This window comes from Photobacterium andalusiense (assembly GCF_900185625.1).
GTDB lineage: Bacteria > Pseudomonadota > Gammaproteobacteria > Enterobacterales > Vibrionaceae > Photobacterium > Photobacterium aquimaris.
This window is the reverse complement of the sequence record NZ_FYAJ01000001.1, coordinates 524,990-544,000: the sequence shown is the minus strand read 5'-3', so window position 1 is coordinate 544,000 and position 19,011 is coordinate 524,990. Positions and strand designations below refer to the sequence as shown.

The window sequence follows — 19,011 nt, the reverse complement described above, 5'->3', positions numbered from 1 at the left end:
TTATAGCATAAAACAATAAAGCTGTTAGCCTTACTAACAGCTTTATATTACTTTCACTATTTATACCAACATTAACCATAAAATAAATGTTAACGCTTAATATGCCTTTTTATTATACATTGATTTATCTGCTAAAATTAACATATCCCAAAGATTTTCTATTGACTCATCATAAACAGCATAACCCGATGTGATACTAATTGGTATTTGCTTACCCTCAAATAATATCGCTTCTTGAGTTACATCATTAACTATATCAAAAACTCTATTTTTAATATTTTGATTATCACTTTTAAAAGTTATTAATAATAAAAATTCGTCACCGCCCATTCTAGCAACAATATCATTTTTTCTAAGATTATTTTTAATTCTTCTACTTAATACTGTTAGAACTTTATCACCTGCAGCATGGCCATAATTGTCATTAATATTTTTAAATTTATCAACATCTATATTTACAATAACAAATGTTCCATCAATATTACCTAGCTTAGCTTGCTTAAATAGTTTAGCTAATTTTTTAGTTAAATATCTTCTATTTGGTATTTTTGTTAATGCATCATGATACGCATGATGTTCATTAGTAATATATAATATTACTATACTTAGGAATAGTATTATAAAGCCCAAAAATAATGGATATGCGATGATTCTTACACTATCATTAAAATAATTAGCATTGTTCTTATTGTGTGAAAGATAAATACCCCATTTCCCATATGGCAACTTAACCTCTTCATAAAAAAGGTAATTATTTATGCCTTTTGTCTGACCATAAATGAGAGTTGGTTGTTTATTATCAGATTCATTAATAATCGACAAATCATATTTTTCAAGGTTTTTCATCGACGTTAATGTTTTAAATAATTTATCGTAATTAATAACACCACTTATAACCCCCCAGTATTGATTCTTATTTGGATAATCATAAAATACTGGGACTCTGACAATTAACGCATTTCCACCCTGAATTAAACTAATTGGACCAGAAATTAAAATTTGCTTTGTCATTCTTGCTTTTTTTATATCTTTCCATTGTTTGGGTTTATTTTTATAAACAAGCCCAATCGCTTTAGAATTATTTTCAAACGGGTAAACAAAATCAACAATATCATTTTTTGCAAATCCAATACTTGTTAAATGTCCACTTTTTAATATTACAGCTTCAGATATTTTATTTAATACTTCATTGCGATTTTCAAAATCTATCGTAGCAATATCCGCTAATGTACTTGTTAAGTAGATATCATTAACTAAACTAGATTCTAATTCAAAACGTAATGCTGCTAAATTTTCTTTTGCCTTATTATTAATGTCATGAATAAGTTGTTTATTATAAGTAGAGTTAATATTCTCAATCATTGCAATACCAATAATTGTTATAACTAAAGTTACAATTAAAAATATTATTGTTTTCCGTTTTCTATCCATGGTCACGTTCTTTATTATTGTTCATTTTTACCTCTCTAAACAAGAGTATGGCTCTGTCACAATTTAGTAGCATTTCCTTGCTTTCACCATTTTATACCATTTATTTAACATTGCCAACCACATGAAAATAAAACAAAAAACACTCATAACTTAGTACTATTCTTTGTTTTGAATGAACAATTATATGTTGAGATAATTAATTTTACTGAACATCAAATGACGTTGTTGATTGTGACTCATCAGTTAATAGACAACAGAAGCTATGCTCTTTCCACCCACGCTCACACATTCGAAACATCAGCACAAAAAAAACAAACAACGATCACAAAATTTACACAATAATTCACTTTATAAATTATCACCTACTATCATGATATAAAACACGAAGCATATGGTGCGCGATAATGTTACCTTCTAACTTAGAACAAGAAATTCAACTTAATTTATCTAGTCAAATCGTTTCAACCACCGATATTGACGGCAACATCACTTATATTAATGATTATTTTTGTAATATCTCTGGTTATTCAAGAGAGGAATTAATTGGAAAAAACCATAATATATTACGTCATCCAGATATGCCCGACTGTGTCTTTAGGGATTTATGGAAAAGTATGAAACAACAACGTTATTGGCGAGGTGCTGTTAAAAATAGATGTAAAAATGGTAACTTTTATTGGGTTGATGCCTTTGTAACCCCACTATTTGAAAACAATAAAGTAATTGGCTATCAATCAGTTCGTCTTTATCTTGAGCCCAAAGCAAGAGAAAAAGCTGAAAATTTATATAAAAAATTACACAAAAATACCAAAATAAAAAATAACGTTTCTCCCACAATAAAATGGAGCTTATATAGCTTATTAACAGCCATAATACTAACGTTATCCATTGGCATATCAAGTTTCTTTAGTTTATTACTACCAATGCTAACTGTTGCTATCTTTTATCGTGAATTAATCATCTATCCACTTTGGTTGCGACATAATGAACAACAACATAAAAGTTTCTCACAAGGCATTTTTAATGAAAACACCGCTAACATTGCAGAATATATAATCTCGATGAAAGATGCACAAATACGTGCAATTCTAGCACGAACTCAAGAAGCCTCAATTGAAGTTAATGATGAAATAACAAAGATAAACACGCTCTCAATCAATTGTACTAATAAGATACAACAACAAAATTCTCATTTAGACAGTATTTCTACAGCAATTGAAGAAATGTCATCAAGTATTAATAATGTTGCAGCAAACTGCCAACAAACATTAGTATCAACCTCTGACGCGGAGTCTTCTTGTCATGATACCGAAGAGTTAGTTTCTATTACTACAGAGCATATTATAAAGTTAACAACTGATATTAATGAAACAAGTGAATTAACAACCAAACTAGCTACTGAAACCGAGTTGATAACGTCAATTCTTCAAGAGATACAGAGTATTTCAGATCAAACCAATTTACTGGCACTTAACGCGGCAATAGAGGCAGCACGAGCAGGAGAGCATGGGCGTGGATTTTCTGTCGTTGCGGAAGAAGTACGAGCATTAAGTGTACGTACACATAAAGCAACCGCCCAAATCCAGCAATCAGTTAATTATATGATTCAATCCCTTAATAAAATAGCTCTTCGAATGGAGCAAGGAATTACTAATGCCAATATTTGTGTTACTGATGTTAATGATATGACATCTAAGCTTCAAGATATCTTCAAATTAATCATTGAGATATCAAATTTGTCGATTCAAATATCTACGGCAACAGATCAACAAGCAACTGTATCTAAAGAAATTAATCAAAACAGCTATCAAATTTATGATAGTTCTACAAATAATCTCAAAGAAATGGAATCCATTAATCTTAGCATGAGTCACATGAAAAATAGCTCAGTTAAACTTATCACCTTGTCTAAAGCATTTCAGTAATATTAGGAAAAACAATTAAGGTATTGAAGAATTTTAACTCAGCTATTGTTCTAATGTACTTATACTTTTGTTAAAACGTCAAAAAGCTGCTGATGATTTAGCGACACGCTTTAACTATGGCGGAGCTGCTTGAGGTATTGGAGGATTTGAACCCTGTTATTGATCTAACATGTATATCTTTTTGTTAAAACGTAAAAAAGCCGCTGATGATTTAGCGACACGCTTTAATTGTGGCGGAGCTGCTTGAGGTATTGGAGGATTTGAACCCTGTTATTGATCTAACATGTATATCTTTTTGTTAAAACGTAAAAAAGCCGCTATAAATAGCGGCTTTTTAATGTATGGCGGAGAGATAGGGATTTGAACCCTAGATACGCTATAAACGTATGCCGGTTTTCAAGACCGGTGCTTTCAACCACTCAGCCATCTCTCCATGACAGCTATACTAATCATAACCTTATCAGTTGTAAAGTCTTTATTGAACAACCGCTTAAATATCAAACGATTATGCGCTTATTTTTGCTTAAAACCGCAATCAATTAAAAACTGCATAAAACCATAGTGCTCAAGCCACTCTAATTGTTGTTCAGAGTTGACTAAAAAACGACCACTGAAATTCACACCATGGCCAGATAACGTTTCGACCTGATTTTTAACCCGTGGAATAATCAACATCCAGCGTTCTGTCAATAAAATATTATAAGGTAAGCATTCGCTTAAGCCATTAACTAACTTAGTAGTATTTAGCTGTAATGATTCCATTGCATCTAAATAATCAGCATATAACTTTTTTGGATTCAAACCATTATATAAAAACACTGCATGCTTAAATGGTAACAGTCCATTTACGATCTGAGACTCTAGAGGTATAGATGTTCTAACCAATTGCATGTGCCGATGCATTTGACTTGAACCCGCAATTCGGCCAGAGTTAAAAAAACCTAACACATCGCTACGAGTAATACCTTTAACCCATGCAGTAAAGTCCGCTAACGTTAAAACAGAGGTCTGTGGAATATAATCTTTAGCACAAACCAATAAATGCGGTACAACAATTGGAAAGCGGTTTAAGAGACATACATACTCCGCATCCATATCCGTTATATAGTCACAATGCGTATACGGCGCAATAAAAGGATCTTGTGCTGAAACCGCTGGCGAATGTTTTATTTTCATATTATCAGTAAGCAAATTAACAATATAGTTAACCCCTTGTTGCTTATAAATAATATCATCACTGGTTAAGGGCAATAAATCACCATTATCCAATCCGATTTTTGTTTTTTCCTCGCAAGCATTCCACAACATTCTTCTATCCCTTTTAATTATTCATCAATCTCTTGGGAACATTCATCACAATTTTGAAGTACGATTTCATGATTAAAAATAGCTACCCCCTCAACTGTCATATGTTCAGATATTTGATCGTCAATATCAGCAATGACGGTTGGTTTTATATTACCGTGATTAATTTCAGACTCTGAATGATCATAATAATTAAGCAATAAAAAATCTTTAGCTTCATCTTCTGAACAAATGATCTTTACCGTAAAATAAGGTTCGTAAACACTACCGCGCTGTTTCAGCATTAATTCAATTTGATCAATAACATCGGCTTTCATTGCTGGTGTTAACCAACCAAGATCGGTTTTTGCTTTTTTAATGTGGCAATTAAAACAAGGTAATTCATAAGTATAAAACTGAAAGTTAGTCATATATATTTCTTCCAACGCTAATTCTAACTATAAAATTATGCTTCTTCCGCTGTTTTTACTAGCATTAAAAATGCAATGTTGAGTTGTAATTACAAGCATAATAAAAAACTTAATCATCGACAGCGGTAAGTAAAAGTTCAAAACGTTCATTACCGCGTAAGTTTTCAAAATCATCTTCATCTGCCGCTAATTCACGTAATGATAGACTATCTTTAATTGCTCGCTCTAAATCTGAAATAGCTTGTTCTTCAACCCCTAAACAAGCATAAGCACAAGCTCGTTGATATAAAGCATGTGCGTTTGTATCATCTACTTCTAATACTCGATTACAAAGACTTAATGCCCAATGGAACTCTCGCATTTCCATTGTCGCGTCAGCTTTATAGGTTAGCGCTTCTAAATCACCTGGTCGTACTTTTAAAATTTCATCATATATTTCTACTTTTTGTTCAGGTGTTTGAGAACTTTGCGCACGTAGCCATAAGTTATGTACTTCGTTAATTTTTTCTATTTCACGGTTATTTTCACTAATAATGCGTGTTTTACGCTTTAAATCACGTTCTAAGGCTTTAAATTTTTGCTCATAACTTTCAGCAATATCTTTCAATTGTACTTCTGCCATGCGTTTGGTGTTTTCTTTTATTTCACGCATTGACTGCCAGCCAATTAATGCAATTAATGACGCAACACCAGCAATAATATAGAAGAAATACGTTACCGTTACATTAGCATAATTCATTGATTTGTCGGCAACAGCTAATTCTCTATCGGTTATATCACGGGTAATTCGACGTTCAAGATCTTGTTGATCCATTCGTAAAGATTTCAATTCATCTAATACATAACGTTCAATCATAGGTTTTTCATAGATACTCTGCTCAGAGTAAGGCTTAGTATTGTTTTCATTAGCATGAGTTATAGATGCTGGTAACACAAAGTAAAGCATGACAGCACTTAACAACATTTTAAACATAACCTACAACCTTTCAGTAACAATTTGATTTTATATAAGAATAATTTGTAAAATAACAGCTTTAATTTTTCTATTGTCAGTTTAGATTTAAAATCAATAAAATACGAAAAAACATCACATTTTAAAAATAATTAGTATCAATGCCTCATTTTTGTCAAAAAGTCACTTTTAGCGCCATAAATAATTCCTACAACGCAATCGATACGTCTACAGTTATCATTGCAAGCCGTAGCCATTCCCTCTCAGACACGGATATGCAGGAGAGAATATGAAAAATAACAAGGATAAATCATTATGGTTAATTCCAGCTGGTGTTAGCTTACTGATAGCATTATTAGGTGTACTTATACTCACACCTCTGATGTAACTTCATTTAGGAGACGCTGTTTGTCTCCCTTATTCTCAACGCATAAAAAAGGGATGCTATTTAAGCACCCCTTTTTTTGAACGTTATCAATTATATTGTTTTAACTTACACTTACTTATTTAAGGTTAGTGTAGTAATTAAAGCCTTCAGATAAGTTATTAAAGCCGTTAATGGTAGGAACAATCTGACGGATAACACGGTTCCAACGTGCAATCGGTGCAGCAGTCACATAAACAATATCATATGGCTGTAGTTCAAATTCAGTACCAATAACCAATGCTGTCGCATCTTTAATGTTTAACTGGTAAACATTAGCAATCGTCTTATCTTTTGGATTTTTCTTAACGTCATCACGTGTTGAGCGAATAACGAATACACCAGTAGCATCAGCTTCAAGCTCATTAATACCACCGACACTGCTTAACGCTTCAGTTAAGCTCATACCCGCACGATCAATCTTAAGTAGTTTAGGATCATTAACTTCACCCATAACAAAGACTTTCTGATCATCGTTGCGCGGTACGTGAATGATATCGCCATTTTGTAATAAACGGTTCTGCAGTAAATCACCACGTTGCATCAATGCATATAATGAAATCTTCTGATCTTTACCATTACGGGTTAATGTTACATTACGCCAATCAGCATCGGCAGCTAAACCACCAGACTTATCGATCGCATCAAGTAATGTAAGAGGTACATTGCTAATAGGTTGTTGGCCTGGTGTTTTCACTTCACCAGTAACATATGCTTTTTGAGATCGGAAAGCTGCTACGTTAACGTCTACTTGTGGGCTTTCAATATAAGCAGATAAGCGATGAGCTATAATTTTACGTACTTCAGAAACAGTTTTACCTTCTACATAGACTTTACCAATGTAAGGGTAAAAAATAGTACCATCAGCATGAACCCAGTTACCCGCTTCACTAGCACTACGGTATGCACCTGCTGGAATCGTTAATTCAGGGTGATCCCAAATTGTAACGTTTAAAATATCCCCAGGGCCAATATGATATTCATAATGTGCTAACTCCGCTTCCAAACGTGGATTTTGCTCAGCTTTCACTTTCTGAATACGATACTGATTAACAGTGTTCGCTGTTAAAGGGTATACATTAACGCGATCTGAAATGTTAGTACTGTCACCGTCAGCAACTTTAACAACATGCTTACCAGCCAGTGTTAAGTTAGAACCAGGTACAGTACACCCAGCTAAAGTTGATGAGATTAATGCCGCTATTAGAATTTTCTTTGTCAAATCCATTATAAATTCACATATGTTGTTAAAATAAACTACCGCAATGCACACCTATCTGAATAATTTCAACAATAGTAATATGTCACAATAATTAAAGTTCTAATTATTGATTACGATGATTAATATCTAGAGCGTTGTTCTCATTACATATATCATTCATATTTAATATGATTCAATGTCGAACAACCTGGGGATTCAGTTACATTACCGAATAGACATCCCCTTTAAGCTTATGCTAAGTAACCTGTACGTGCTTTAAATCACATAATGAAATGAGACGATTACCAAACTCGTTTTATAGCAATACTCGTACCTATAAGGGATCAACTTTTAGATATCAAAATAGCAATCCGTAATAGTTTCCTATAGTTCGAAAACTACACATTATAAAATATTCACTATATAAATATTATGTCTCATAAAAACAACCTTATTACCACCACCATAATGAGAAAAGCAATAAGCTCTTATATAGGCATATCGTTAGCGCTGTAAGATACTTTGTAGATCAGGTCTAAGAATATGATATTAGTTAAAAAACAGCCATTAAATTAAAATATTAAATTAAAATAAAATAAAAAGAAAATTTATCACACACCAAAAAATAAATAAAAACAAGTGGTTACAAAAAAACTCAATATAAAAACGTAAAAAAACACCTCTATTAACACGAATATCTCTTTGCTCAAGTTTTCTGATTTTCAGATTAAATCAGGCTTCACTTATTTATTATTTGAATAATAAAGCAAAAAACAATCAACAATAATGATATAAAAGATATTATTATATCTGTTATAAATAACAAAAATCACTTTATAGTAGTCGAAAAAAAATTTATTGCTTAAAACATAATCATTATAATATATAACCATTATTACTATGCAAAATTAACTTTGGGGCTATACCTAAATAATATTTATTCTAAGCACTGCAAATAATAACAATGCTACTTTTTTTAAATTTAATATTCCATTTTTATTGGTTTCAACCTTTTTACATAAAACTATAATCACTGTCCTAATGATTAGACTATTCTGTATCATTATTTTTCGAGTGTATTTTATACTATCTAGCTGTGCAATATGAACGGCAATCTTCCTCCTTATTGCTAAAAATGTATGCCTATAATAAATAAAACATTCGTCTCCTCAATTAATAGTAATATAAAGATCTATACCTATAATGAAATTAAATAACATAATTAATACTGTAAAATTTTTCCCTTTCTATTTACTTTTTGCCCCTTTTTGGTTTTCTAACGGTGTTGTTGATAAGTTCTACGGCGTGTTTTTTGGTACCTATGCTGGTGATAGCTGGGCAGGATGGAAAGAATACATTGCAGGTAACTGGGCAAAAAAACCAGTGACCGACTTTCTATTAGTACCCTTTTTTGATTACCTTTTCCCAGTACTAATGTTATTACAAGTATTACCGTTTATTTTATTGGCTGTATCATTCCTTAAAATGGAGTTCATGCCTGGAAAATCAAAGCTATGGTTAAAAGCTGGTATTCTTGCCTCTCTATTTGTCACATCAGCAATGTGCTTTAGCCAAACACTTGCTGGTACGTCTGATGTTCAATACTTATTCCAATTCTGGGGTGTTTCATTATTGGGCTTTTGGTATGTAGAAAACCAAGAAAAAGCACTATTGAATAAATAGTTGTGTAAATAAATAAACAGCACCTCAAAAAAAAGCCCCTACATAAATGTAAGGGCTTTTTATACATAGTAGATTAGTAAATAGTTACTTTACATACTCTCCACGGCGTAATGCATCAATGCGTTTATCTAACGGTGGGTGAGTCATAAATAATTCTGATAATGATTTCTTACCATTGATACCAAATGCCATCATCGAACCTTCTAAATGTGGTTCTTGACTCATTTTTAAGCGTTCAAGTGCTGCAATCATTTTTTCACGACCGACCAATTTTGCAGAACCAGCATCAGCATAAAACTCACGGTGACGGCTATACCACATTGTTAAAATGCTAGCTAAGAAACCAAATAATACTTCCATAATCGAAGAAACAATAAAGTAAGTCATGTAACTACCGCCACCTTCCCCTTCTTCACTGTTATTGTTTACACCACTAATTGCACCAGCAACAAGTCGAGAAACAAAAATTACAAAGGTATTTACCACACCTTGCATTAACGTCATCGTTACCATATCACCATTAGCAACATGACTGATCTCGTGTGCTAATACTGCTTCGGCTTCATCACGTGTCATGCTATGGAGCAAACCTGTTGATACTGCCACTAATGAATCATCACGCTTTGCACCTGTTGCAAATGCATTGATATCAGGCGCATCATAAATAGCAACGGTTGGCATTCCAATACCAGCTTGTTCTGCTTGACGAGCAACGGTATTAATTAACCAATGCTCGGTTTCATTACGTGGGCTATCAATCACAACCCCACCAACAGAACGTAGTGCCATCGACTTCGACATCATTAAAGACACTAATGAACCACCAAAACCAAACAACGCCGCCATTACTAATAATCCAGAAAGGCTGCCTGGCTTCATTCCAGTTACCGCATAAACAATATTTAGAACAATACTAAACACCAACATTACGGCAAGGTTCGTTGCTAAAAACAACGCAATACGTTTCATATCTGTTATCTTCTCCAATTGAAAGGACATTATTAATCTAGTTTATACCCTATAGACTATATTCTAACGTCTTATTGGTACATTCAGACTTTTATTACCACTATCTTCAAATAATATGACTGTAAATTAAAGTGCTAAATTGTTACCAATTCTTATCAACTCAAACTTTATCACTCTTTGTATCGCAAAATAACCGCAAAGCTATTGAGTTATCTCACTATAGACTTGCATTCACTTCATCTTTTTTTAACATCACTAACAACATCTAATTGAAAAAATAAATGCTGATTAGACTTTGGTCGTATTGCTTTAATAGCATAACTCGATTATTGTTTACGTATTGTTATGAAACAGTGAACATAAAGACATGAGTACACAGGGAGGATTCATGGCTAATAATGAAAGTTATCAAGTTGCTATAGACATTTTGCGTTGTCATCTTGGTATGTCAATCGATGAAGCGCATAAAGAGCTAGGACTTGATAACACTGGTAATCCAGTATCAATGACAGATACACAAGAACAATTGATTGGCCTTAACTCAGCTAATTAATTTTATCTTACTTCATTAAAACAAAAGGCACATTAAGTGCCTTTTGTTGTTTATAGCAACCTCTTATCTTTCACTTAAAAGACTTAAATCAATATATTGAGCTAACTGCTGGTGTGTCGTTATTTCTTTATCTGGTTTATTCATTGGTATATAGGGGATCTCGGCTATTTTTTTACCCGGTAAGTGTTGCTCTAACCACGTTATCATTGCAGTATAATTATCAGTTACTGGATGTATTTGATTAGCAATCCAACCAACAACAGTAAGACCATCAGCCAGAATCGCTTCTGCGGTCAATAAAGCATGATTTAAGCATCCAAGTTTAATACCTACCACTAAAATAACCGCTAATTGCTCCTGCTTCACCCACGATGAAAGGTATTCAGTATTATTAATAGGTACTCGCCAACCACCAGCACCTTCAATAAGTACACAATCAGCTTGTGTTTTAAGCTTAGTTAGCCCTTGTGACAATAGATCAAATTCAATTGTTTTATGCTCTTCTTTGGCAGCAATATGCGGCGAAACAGGTCGATAAAAGGTATAAGGATTAACATCATCATATGTCACTGAAACTGATGATGCTTGTTGGAGTAATAATGCGTCACTATTACGTAACCCTTGGGGTGTATTCTCACTACCTGATGCAATCGGCTTATACCCTACCATCGTAATATTTGCCTGTTGTGCTGCGTATAAAATCGCACAACTACACACCGTTTTTCCTACATCAGTATCAGTACCTGCAACAAAATATGCGTTATTCATTGATCAATACTCCAAAACAGACTTGATAAGTGGCTGGTAGCAAACCATTATCTAAACGAAAAGCGTCATAAGCTCGTTCTAAATCAATAATTGTTTGTCGACCAAACAACCCTGAGCGCCGTTGTTGTTGTAAATGTGTTGCACCAATACCTTTTAAATCTTTCATCAGTTTCATCGCCGTTGAGTAATATACAGTTATAGGCTCATATACTAAGCTTTCAATTGTTAAACCGACTTGGTTAATTTCGGTTGTAATTGCTGTTTGCGATTTAAAGCTATTAACATGTTGCTGATCATCAATATATGACCATGCTTGAGTTAACTCACTCAGAGATCCTTCGACCAAGGTTGTAAAAAATATTCTCCCTTGCGGTTTAACAACTCGTTGTAATTCTCGTAACGGAACAGAAAGATCATCACACCATTGTAGAGCGAGATTACTAAAGGCAATATCATAACGGTTATCAGACATCGCAATATTTTCAGCATCTGTTTGTAAATATTGGCAATCTTGTCCACATCGCTGTTGTGCTTGTTGCAACATCTCCGCAGAGAGATCAGCGGCTGTTACAGTGAACCCTTGTTGATGTAAGGCGGCACTAAAGTATCCAGTTCCACAACCAACATCAATAACTGTCGTAGACGACGTAAATACAGAGATTGGTGGTATAAATGCTAATAATTGCTGCCCAACCTGCCGTTGAAATGCGGCTGATTTATCATAACCTTTAGCGGCACGACCAAAAGCATTGGCTATCGCTTGTTTGTTGATCTGATCGATTGCGCATAGTGGCTTATTGCCTAATCTATCTAACATCAACCACCTCATTAAGTGCAGTGGCAAGCTGACGAATATCGGCGTCATTATGATTTGCAGTAAGTGTAATTCGAAGTCGAGCACTATTTGGCGCAACTGTCGGCGGACGTATAGCCCCGACTTTAATTCCCCGCTGTTGTAATTGAGCAGCTATTGCCATTGTTTGGCCACTATCACCAATAATGATCGGTTTAATCGGTGTCGTTGTTGCTATCAGACCAATACACTTATCAAGCTGATGCTCTAAAGAGTCAGACAAAGCCTGCAATTTTTCTCGGCGCCAAGCTTGGGTTTGAATCAATGAACAAGCACAGCTTAAAGCAACAGCCTGTGCTGGTGGCATTGCTGTCGAGTAAATATAATGACGAGCAAATTGAATCAAATATTCAGCCGTTTCATCGCTACACAATACCGCCGCACCTTGTATACCAAAGGCTTTTCCAAAAGTAATAATTAATATATCGGCTTTTATACCTGCAAGATGGCAACTACCTTGCCCATCCTCACCTAATACACCGCAGCCATGAGCGTCATCAACCATTAACCAACTATTATGTTGCATTGTCATTTTTCGTAATGATGCTAATGGCGCGCAATCACCATCCATACTAAAAACACCTTCTGTTACCACTAAGGATGCAGTGTTCGCTATCGGTTTTATTTTTGAAAGTTGTCGCTGTAACGCAGACATATCATTATGAGCAAACCGCGTCATTTTCGCAGGCGATAACATACCCGCTTCAATTAACGAAGCATGATTTAACTTATCTTGAAACAGATGATCTTGTGCTTGTAAGAGCGTAAATAGCACCGCTTGATTCGCACTAAAGCCACTATTAAATAGCAATGCCCGCTGATAGCCTAACCATTCAGTGAGTTGCTGTTCTAAATCTGCATGTGGTGCTTGAAACCCCGAAACCAAAGGTGAAGCGCCACTTCCCGCACCATATTTAACCAGTCCTTGCTGCCATGCCGCTATAATTGCAGGTTCTTGTGACAACCCAAGATAATCATTGCTGGCAAAATTTACTGTTTTTGATATGGCCTCTTGGCACTGTAATTGTCGATAGAGGCCTTGCTGTTGACGATCAATAAGTGCTTGTTGATGGCGCTGATTAAAGAGAGGCATCATAAAAAATGTCATCTTTAGTTGGACGTGTAGCAACCCGCTCTACGACTTGCTCTAATAATTCTTGTGCTTGAATATCATCAGGCTTTGCTACTTGATGCTGACTATTGATACCAAGCTTAGCAAATAGTTGCATATCTTTATCTTCACCTGGGTTTGGTGTGGTTAATAATTTACAACCGTAGAATACGGAATTTGCCCCTGCCATAAAACACAGCGCTTGCATTTGCTCATTCATATCCTCTCGACCAGCAGAAAGCCTCACTGCAGAATGCGGCATCATGATACGGGCAACAGCAATAATACGAATAAAGTCAAATGGATCGACATCCTGAGCATTTTCAAGTGGCGTACCTTTTACTTTTACGAGCATGTTTATTGGTACACTTTCTGGATGAACGGGTAAATTGGCTAATTCCACTAGTAACCCGGCACGATCTCGCGCACTTTCTCCCATTCCAATAATGCCGCCAGAACAAATTTTCATTCCCGCATCACGCACATGCGCCAAGGTATCTAAGCGATCTTGATAGGTACGTGTAGTGATCACATTGCCATAATATTCAGGAGAGGTATCAAGGTTATGATTGTAATAATCCAGCCCAGCAGCTGCTAATGTATTTGCTTGGTCAGTCGTTATCATCCCTAACGTCATGCATGTTTCTAAGCCTAATTGCTTAACGCCTTGTACCATTTCAAGCAAATAAGGCATATCTCTATCTTTAGGGTTTTTCCATGCCGCTCCCATACAAAATCGAGTTGCGCCTGATTGCTTGGCTTTGATAGCAGCATCAAGTACACGCTCAACTTCCAATAGCCGTTCTTTTTCTATATCTGTACGATAATGCGCACTTTGAGGGCAATATTTACAATCTTCAGGGCAGGCGCCGGTTTTAATAGAAAGCAAAGTACTTACTTGAACCTGATTAGGCTGATGAAATTGACGATGAATTTGTTGTGCTTCAAACACTAAATCCATAAACGGTTTATTAAATAAAACCTGCACTTCCTCAACAGTCCAATTACTACGAACTTCCACAATGCACCCCTCTTTTTATAATTTTTATTTATATCTTGAAATAAAACCAATATCGATTGAGGTCACAATCGATTCATAACTTGTTGTTCAATAAGTGACCAGCAAGACACTTTATTGCCTTCTCGTTGTTGGCTAGTCTACTAACAGCGCGTAGACTGTCAACCACAAAACATAAATTTGGTTTACTACAGTGCAAAAAGAACACTACATTGATCTAGATTTTGATCAGCAGCATATCTGGCACCCTTACACTTCAACAGTAACACCGCTTCCTTGTTACCCTGTAACCAAGGCCAATGGCGTCTATCTTACTCTTGAGAATGGCACTCAATTAATTGATGGTATGTCTTCATGGTGGTCTGCTATCCATGGCTATAACAACCCTCAATTAACAGCCGCAGCTAAAACTCAGCTTGATAAAATGTCCCATGTCATGTTCGGTGGAATCACCCATCAACCAGCGGTTGATCTCTGTAAAAAATTAGTCGCGATAACACCACAAGGATTAGATACCGTTTTTCTGGCTGATTCAGGATCCGTTGCCGTTGAAGTTGCACTTAAGATAGCATTGCAATATTGGCATGCTAAAGGTGAGCCTAGAGCCAAATTTTTAACTCTTAGTCACGGTTATCATGGTGATACGTTTGCTGCAATGTCAGTCACAGATCCTGACAACTCAATGCACAGTATTTATAAAGGATTTTTACCACAGCATATTTTTGCCGATTCACCGCAATGTGGTTTCTGGGAACAATGGGATGAAAATGACATTGATGATTTTTCAAATAAATTGGCACACAACCACCAACACATCGCAGCGGTAATTTTAGAACCAATAGTGCAAGGGGCGGGAGGAATGCGGCTATACCATCCCACTTATCTGCGTCGTGTTCGCGAATTATGTGATCATTACGGTGTGTTATTAATTGCAGATGAAATTGCGGTTGGTTTTGGACGCACTGGAAAACTATTTGCTTGTGAACATGCAGAGATTAGCCCTGACATACTTTGTGTAGGTAAAGCTCTAACTGGTGGCTATATGACATTATCAGCCGTTATTACCCAAAAGAGTATTGCAGATACAGTATGCAGCGGTGAAGCTGGGTGCTTTATGCATGGACCAACCTTTATGGGGAATCCGCTTGCCTGTGCCGTTGCCAATGCTAATCTCGAGCTATTAGAACAAAATAAATGGCAACAACAAGTTGCAGCAATTGAAAACCAACTTGCAAATGAATTACCTCAAATTGCCACCCTTGAAAAAGTCAAACAAGTACGTTGGTTAGGGGCTATTGGCGTTATTGAGTTACATCAACCCGTTGACATGGTCGCAATACAACAGGCTTTTGTTAATGCGGGGGTATGGATTCGTCCTTTTGGACGTTTAGTTTATATTATGCCACCCTATATTATTACTTCGAGTCAATTATCATCATTAACTCAAGCAATATATCAGGTTTTAAACATATAATGCTTTTAATCTAAGCAGCCTTTTATTTTACCGCAGTATCATAAAGCAGACATTATTCTATTTTTGTCTGCTTATACTGATAACAGGTGCCCGAACCACAAAATAATAATGATAATTATATCGAGCGACCATTTACTTATGTTAAAAACACATTAGCTAGGGTTATCATTATGCAGTTACCTCTTTTTCCTCTTGATATATATTTGTTACCTAATGGTATTTGCAAATTACGTATTTACGAACAACGCTATATTCGATTAGTAAAACTCGCGACTACCAACCATCATGGGTTTGGTTTATGTATGAAAATTGATGACACCTTATGCCATTTTGGAACCCGAGCGATTATTACTGATTTTGATCCCCTTCCCGATGGATTTATGAGCATTACCATTAAGGGTGTTGAAATGTTTCTAATTAATAATCATTGGCAAGACAGCGATCACCTTTATATTGGTGATACCTCACCTGTCCCAAATTGGCATAGCAAAGGGATTAATTTTATCGATCAAAGCATTTCAGACAACTTACAACAACTATTCCAACAACATCCCGATCACGCTCGTTACTACCCTGAACCTAAATTTGATGATATTACATGGGTATGCCAACGATGGCTCGAAATCCTACCGTTAGAAGTCAATCAAAAGCAGTGGTTTATGAGCCGTAATGATTGTAGTGCTGCATTATCTTTTCTACACACAGTTATCAGTAATAATGCGAATTTAAAATAGGTATCTTCCATGCGAATCGCTTTTTTATATTCGCCAACTTATGAGTAATTATTTACGATATTTAATAGGAAGTTAAACTTAATGCAAAATAATAATTTTCTGTTATTATTTACCACAATAAATATATTTAAACACGGTGAAATAATGCTTACCACATTTAAAATAACCATCCTAAATGCATTATTAATCGTATTATTGCTCGCTATCCCGCTTAAATAATCACTGTACTGATAATCATTATCCTTAACATGGATAAACAAATAAAATAACCATAATAAACACCTAAAATATTAGCTTATGTATGCAAATATATTGTTTCCAATAATGATATAATCTTCTTAGCCATTGCTTCGAACAAAAAACCTAACACCCTGATTTATTAGAATTAAAAATAAAAACACTGTCATCAGCTTTTATATCCACGTCACATTTAATTAATACGTATGATAAATACGCAAAAGAAATAGATAGAAAGTTTCTTTTTCCTGCCTAAAATAATATTCCCACTGAGACAATCAGTACAAAAAATACTATTCACATAGTAATAATAAATAAAAATAAAATTCGTCTATTTGAACATGGAATAAGACGACTCAGTCAGGGAAAAATACATGCTAAATCTAGCGATATCGATCATTCCTATTTTATTATTAATTTGGATGATGACGAAAAAAAATGCTTTACCTTCACATATTGCATTACCTGTAACCGCATTAATTATTGGTATTTTGCAATTAATTTATTTTGGTACTAGTGGACGATTATTAACCGCAAATATTATTTCTGGCGCTTTATCAGCAATTACTCCAATTTCTATTATTGCGGGCGCGATTTTACTAAATCGTACCCTCTCAGTTTCAGGCTGTGAAGATGTCATAAAACAATGGTTAGAAGGTATTAGTAAAAACCAAATTGGTCAGTTAATGATTATTGGCTGGGCCTTCGCTTTTATGATTGAAGGCGCATCAGGATTTGGTACGCCCGCAGCCATTGCTGCACCTATTCTAGTAGGGTTAGGCTTTAACCCTCTGCGGGTTGCTATGCTAGCGTTAGTCATGAACTCAGTCCCCGTCTCTTTTGGTGCTGTCGGTACACCAACATGGTTTGGATTCGGTAACTTAGGGCTTTCTGATGCTGAATTACTCGATGTCGGCAGTTTATCTGCCATCATGCACACTGTTGCGGCAATCATTATTCCAGTCATTGCGTTGAGGTTTATTGTTAGTTGGCAACAAATTCGCCGTAACATTATTTTTATTCAGCTCAGCATTTGGTCATGTACGCTACCTTATGTTTGGCTCGCACAGTGGAATTATGAATTTCCAGCCCTTATTGGTGGTGCTATTGGATTAACATTATCAATACTTTTTGCTCGCTATAACATTGGCTTAGAAAAAAAAGAAACAACCGTTACAGAAAACACTGTTAAACCTTTAGCATTTAAGCAGATTTTTAGAGCCATGGCTCCGACGCTATTGCTAATAGTAATTTTAATTGTCACTCGTATTAAACAATTAGGGTTAAAAGGCATGCTAAATGATGCAACGCCGCTGTGGAATTTTCACCTTGGGTTTGCAGACTTGCACATTAGCCAAGCGTTAATTATTCATATAAACCAAATTTTAGGCACCGATACTGCGTGGGCATACAAAACACTTTATGTGCCAGCATTAATCCCATTTTTCTTGGTAGTCTTTGTTTCGATTCCTTTTTTAAGAATGGACTCTCGACAAGTTAAAAACGTATTTTTTGATACAGCATCACGAATAAAAACCCCATTTATCGCCCTCGTTGGTGCGTTAATTATGGTGAAATTTATGATGATTGGTGGTGATCATTCACCGATTATGACAACCGGTAATGCTTTTGCAGCACTTTTAGGTAAAAACTGGCAATACTGTGCCGCTTACCTTGGCGCTTTAGGTGCATTTTTCTCAGGCTCTGCGACGGTTTCTAATCTTACTTTTGGTGCTATTCAACAAAGTATTGCTCACACCGTTGGCCTACCTGAAACCATTATTCTGGCCTTGCAATCTGTCGGTGGTGCAATGGGCAATATGGTATGTATCAATAATATTATTGCAGTATCAGCCATACTTGGTATTGCAAATAAGGAAGGTTACATCATTAAACGAACTGTTATTCCAATGGCTTTATATGGAGTAATTGTTGCGATTGTGAGTATTTTCCTTTAATCAAC

16 protein-coding genes and 1 tRNA gene are annotated in these 19,011 nt (G+C 35.3%); 6 read left to right on the top strand and 11 right to left on the bottom strand.

Translation table 11 applies throughout. The features are described from left to right. Positions 1 to 96: 96 nt before the first annotated feature. On the bottom strand, positions 97 to 1,431 hold the full coding sequence (locus PAND9192_RS02480) for a diguanylate cyclase domain-containing protein (RefSeq protein WP_087852396.1): 1,335 nt from the start codon (positions 1,429 to 1,431) through the stop codon (positions 97 to 99). A 404-nt stretch (positions 1,432 to 1,835) separates the two neighbouring features. On the opposite strand from PAND9192_RS02480, the gene PAND9192_RS02475 reads away from it, so the two are divergent. Beyond that, positions 1,836 to 3,356, top strand: coding sequence for a methyl-accepting chemotaxis protein (locus tag PAND9192_RS02475; protein ID WP_087852395.1), 1,521 nt, complete (start codon positions 1,836 to 1,838; stop codon positions 3,354 to 3,356). Positions 3,357 to 3,698: 342 nt separating this feature from the next. Here PAND9192_RS02475 and PAND9192_RS02470 read toward each other — a convergent pair. The 5 genes from PAND9192_RS02470 to PAND9192_RS02450 all read right to left on the bottom strand — a co-directional run bounded on the left by PAND9192_RS02470 (position 3,699) and on the right by PAND9192_RS02450 (position 7,675). Beyond that, positions 3,699 to 3,789, bottom strand: a tRNA-Ser gene (locus PAND9192_RS02470). Positions 3,790 to 3,869: 80 nt separating this feature from the next. Next, positions 3,870 to 4,664 carry an ATP adenylyltransferase family protein gene (locus tag PAND9192_RS02465; RefSeq protein WP_087852394.1) on the bottom strand — a complete coding sequence of 265 codons (795 nt, stop codon included), beginning with the start codon at positions 4,662 to 4,664 and terminating at the stop codon, positions 3,870 to 3,872. A 17-nt stretch (positions 4,665 to 4,681) separates the two neighbouring features. Beyond that, positions 4,682 to 5,071: a hypothetical protein gene (locus tag PAND9192_RS02460; RefSeq protein ID WP_087852393.1), complete on the bottom strand. Its 390-nt coding sequence runs from the start codon at positions 5,069 to 5,071 to the stop codon at positions 4,682 to 4,684. A gap of 109 nt (positions 5,072 to 5,180) precedes the next feature. Beyond that, positions 5,181 to 6,017, bottom strand: coding sequence for a tetratricopeptide repeat protein (locus tag PAND9192_RS02455; protein WP_370738374.1), 837 nt, complete (start codon positions 6,015 to 6,017; stop codon positions 5,181 to 5,183). 509 nt (positions 6,018 to 6,526) lie between these two features. Next, positions 6,527 to 7,675: a polysaccharide export protein gene (locus PAND9192_RS02450; protein ID WP_087852391.1), complete on the bottom strand. Its 1,149-nt coding sequence runs from the start codon at positions 7,673 to 7,675 to the stop codon at positions 6,527 to 6,529. 1,176 nt (positions 7,676 to 8,851) lie between these two features. On the opposite strand from PAND9192_RS02450, the gene PAND9192_RS02445 reads away from it, so the two are divergent. Next, the gene (locus PAND9192_RS02445) at positions 8,852 to 9,331 is read left to right on the top strand and encodes a hypothetical protein (RefSeq protein WP_087852390.1); all 480 of its coding nucleotides are present in this window, start codon (positions 8,852 to 8,854) and stop codon (positions 9,329 to 9,331) included. A gap of 84 nt (positions 9,332 to 9,415) precedes the next feature. Here PAND9192_RS02445 and htpX read toward each other — a convergent pair whose 3' ends face one another. After that, a complete protein-coding gene (gene htpX, locus PAND9192_RS02440) occupies positions 9,416 to 10,300 on the bottom strand; it encodes a protease HtpX (RefSeq protein ID WP_060996503.1) in 885 nt (294 codons plus the stop codon). 388 nt (positions 10,301 to 10,688) lie between these two features. Here htpX and PAND9192_RS20780 point away from each other — a divergent pair, with 388 nt between their 5' ends. Then, positions 10,689 to 10,853 (top strand): hypothetical protein, encoded by a 165-nt coding sequence (locus PAND9192_RS20780; protein WP_162840637.1) that lies wholly within the window; start codon positions 10,689 to 10,691, stop codon positions 10,851 to 10,853. 63 nt (positions 10,854 to 10,916) lie between these two features. On the opposite strand, the gene bioD is transcribed toward PAND9192_RS20780, so the two are convergent. From bioD to bioB, 4 genes are read right to left on the bottom strand one after another with little or no spacing between them, the layout of a single operon-like run. After that, positions 10,917 to 11,621 (bottom strand): dethiobiotin synthase, encoded by a 705-nt coding sequence (bioD, locus tag PAND9192_RS02435; protein WP_087852389.1) that lies wholly within the window; start codon positions 11,619 to 11,621, stop codon positions 10,917 to 10,919. Beyond that, positions 11,614 to 12,438 carry a malonyl-ACP O-methyltransferase BioC gene (gene bioC / locus PAND9192_RS02430; protein WP_200817767.1) on the bottom strand — a complete coding sequence of 275 codons (825 nt, stop codon included), beginning with the start codon at positions 12,436 to 12,438 and terminating at the stop codon, positions 11,614 to 11,616. The genes bioD and bioC overlap by 8 nt, the downstream gene beginning before the upstream one ends. Next, positions 12,428 to 13,567: an 8-amino-7-oxononanoate synthase gene (gene bioF, locus PAND9192_RS02425; RefSeq protein WP_087852886.1), complete on the bottom strand. Its 1,140-nt coding sequence runs from the start codon at positions 13,565 to 13,567 to the stop codon at positions 12,428 to 12,430. Before bioF ends, bioC begins: the two co-directional genes overlap by 11 nt. After that, on the bottom strand, positions 13,554 to 14,606 hold the full coding sequence (bioB, locus tag PAND9192_RS02420; protein ID WP_087852387.1) for a biotin synthase BioB: 1,053 nt from the start codon (positions 14,604 to 14,606) through the stop codon (positions 13,554 to 13,556). Before bioB ends, bioF begins: the two co-directional genes overlap by 14 nt. A gap of 208 nt (positions 14,607 to 14,814) precedes the next feature. On the opposite strand from bioB, the gene bioA reads away from it, so the two are divergent. The 3 genes from bioA (at position 14,815) to PAND9192_RS02405 (ending at position 19,006) form a co-directional block, all read left to right on the top strand. Then, a complete protein-coding gene (gene bioA, locus PAND9192_RS02415; RefSeq protein WP_087852885.1) occupies positions 14,815 to 16,077 on the top strand; it encodes an adenosylmethionine--8-amino-7-oxononanoate transaminase in 1,263 nt (420 codons plus the stop codon). A 170-nt stretch (positions 16,078 to 16,247) separates the two neighbouring features. Further along, the gene (locus PAND9192_RS02410) at positions 16,248 to 16,811 is read left to right on the top strand and encodes an LON peptidase substrate-binding domain-containing protein (protein ID WP_087852884.1); all 564 of its coding nucleotides are present in this window, start codon (positions 16,248 to 16,250) and stop codon (positions 16,809 to 16,811) included. 611 nt (positions 16,812 to 17,422) lie between these two features. Beyond that, positions 17,423 to 19,006, top strand: a complete 1,584-nt coding sequence (locus tag PAND9192_RS02405) for an L-lactate permease (RefSeq protein ID WP_087852386.1) — start codon at positions 17,423 to 17,425, stop codon at positions 19,004 to 19,006. Positions 19,007 to 19,011: the final 5 nt, after the last annotated feature.

Coding starts and splice junctions, on each gene's coding strand:
- PAND9192_RS02480 (WP_087852396.1), bottom strand. CDS start 1,431: ATGGATAGAAAACGGAAAACAATAATATTTTTAATTGTAACTTTAGTT.
- PAND9192_RS02475 (WP_087852395.1), top strand. CDS start 1,836: ATGTTACCTTCTAACTTAGAACAAGAAATTCAACTTAATTTATCTAGT.
- PAND9192_RS02465 (WP_087852394.1), bottom strand. CDS start 4,664: ATGTTGTGGAATGCTTGCGAGGAAAAAACAAAAATCGGATTGGATAAT.
- PAND9192_RS02460 (WP_087852393.1), bottom strand. CDS start 5,071: ATGACTAACTTTCAGTTTTATACTTATGAATTACCTTGTTTTAATTGC.
- PAND9192_RS02455 (WP_370738374.1), bottom strand. CDS start 6,017: ATGCTTTACTTTGTGTTACCAGCATCTATAACTCATGCTAATGAAAAC.
- PAND9192_RS02450 (WP_087852391.1), bottom strand. CDS start 7,675: ATGGATTTGACAAAGAAAATTCTAATAGCGGCATTAATCTCATCAACT.
- PAND9192_RS02445 (WP_087852390.1), top strand. CDS start 8,852: ATGAAATTAAATAACATAATTAATACTGTAAAATTTTTCCCTTTCTAT.
- htpX (WP_060996503.1), bottom strand. CDS start 10,300: ATGAAACGTATTGCGTTGTTTTTAGCAACGAACCTTGCCGTAATGTTG.
- PAND9192_RS20780 (WP_162840637.1), top strand. CDS start 10,689: ATGGCTAATAATGAAAGTTATCAAGTTGCTATAGACATTTTGCGTTGT.
- bioD (WP_087852389.1), bottom strand. CDS start 11,621: ATGAATAACGCATATTTTGTTGCAGGTACTGATACTGATGTAGGAAAA.
- bioC (WP_200817767.1), bottom strand. CDS start 12,438: ATGTTAGATAGATTAGGCAATAAGCCACTATGCGCAATCGATCAGATC.
- bioF (WP_087852886.1), bottom strand. CDS start 13,567: ATGCCTCTCTTTAATCAGCGCCATCAACAAGCACTTATTGATCGTCAA.
- PAND9192_RS02410 (WP_087852884.1), top strand. CDS start 16,248: ATGCAGTTACCTCTTTTTCCTCTTGATATATATTTGTTACCTAATGGT.
- PAND9192_RS02405 (WP_087852386.1), top strand. CDS start 17,423: ATGCTAAATCTAGCGATATCGATCATTCCTATTTTATTATTAATTTGG.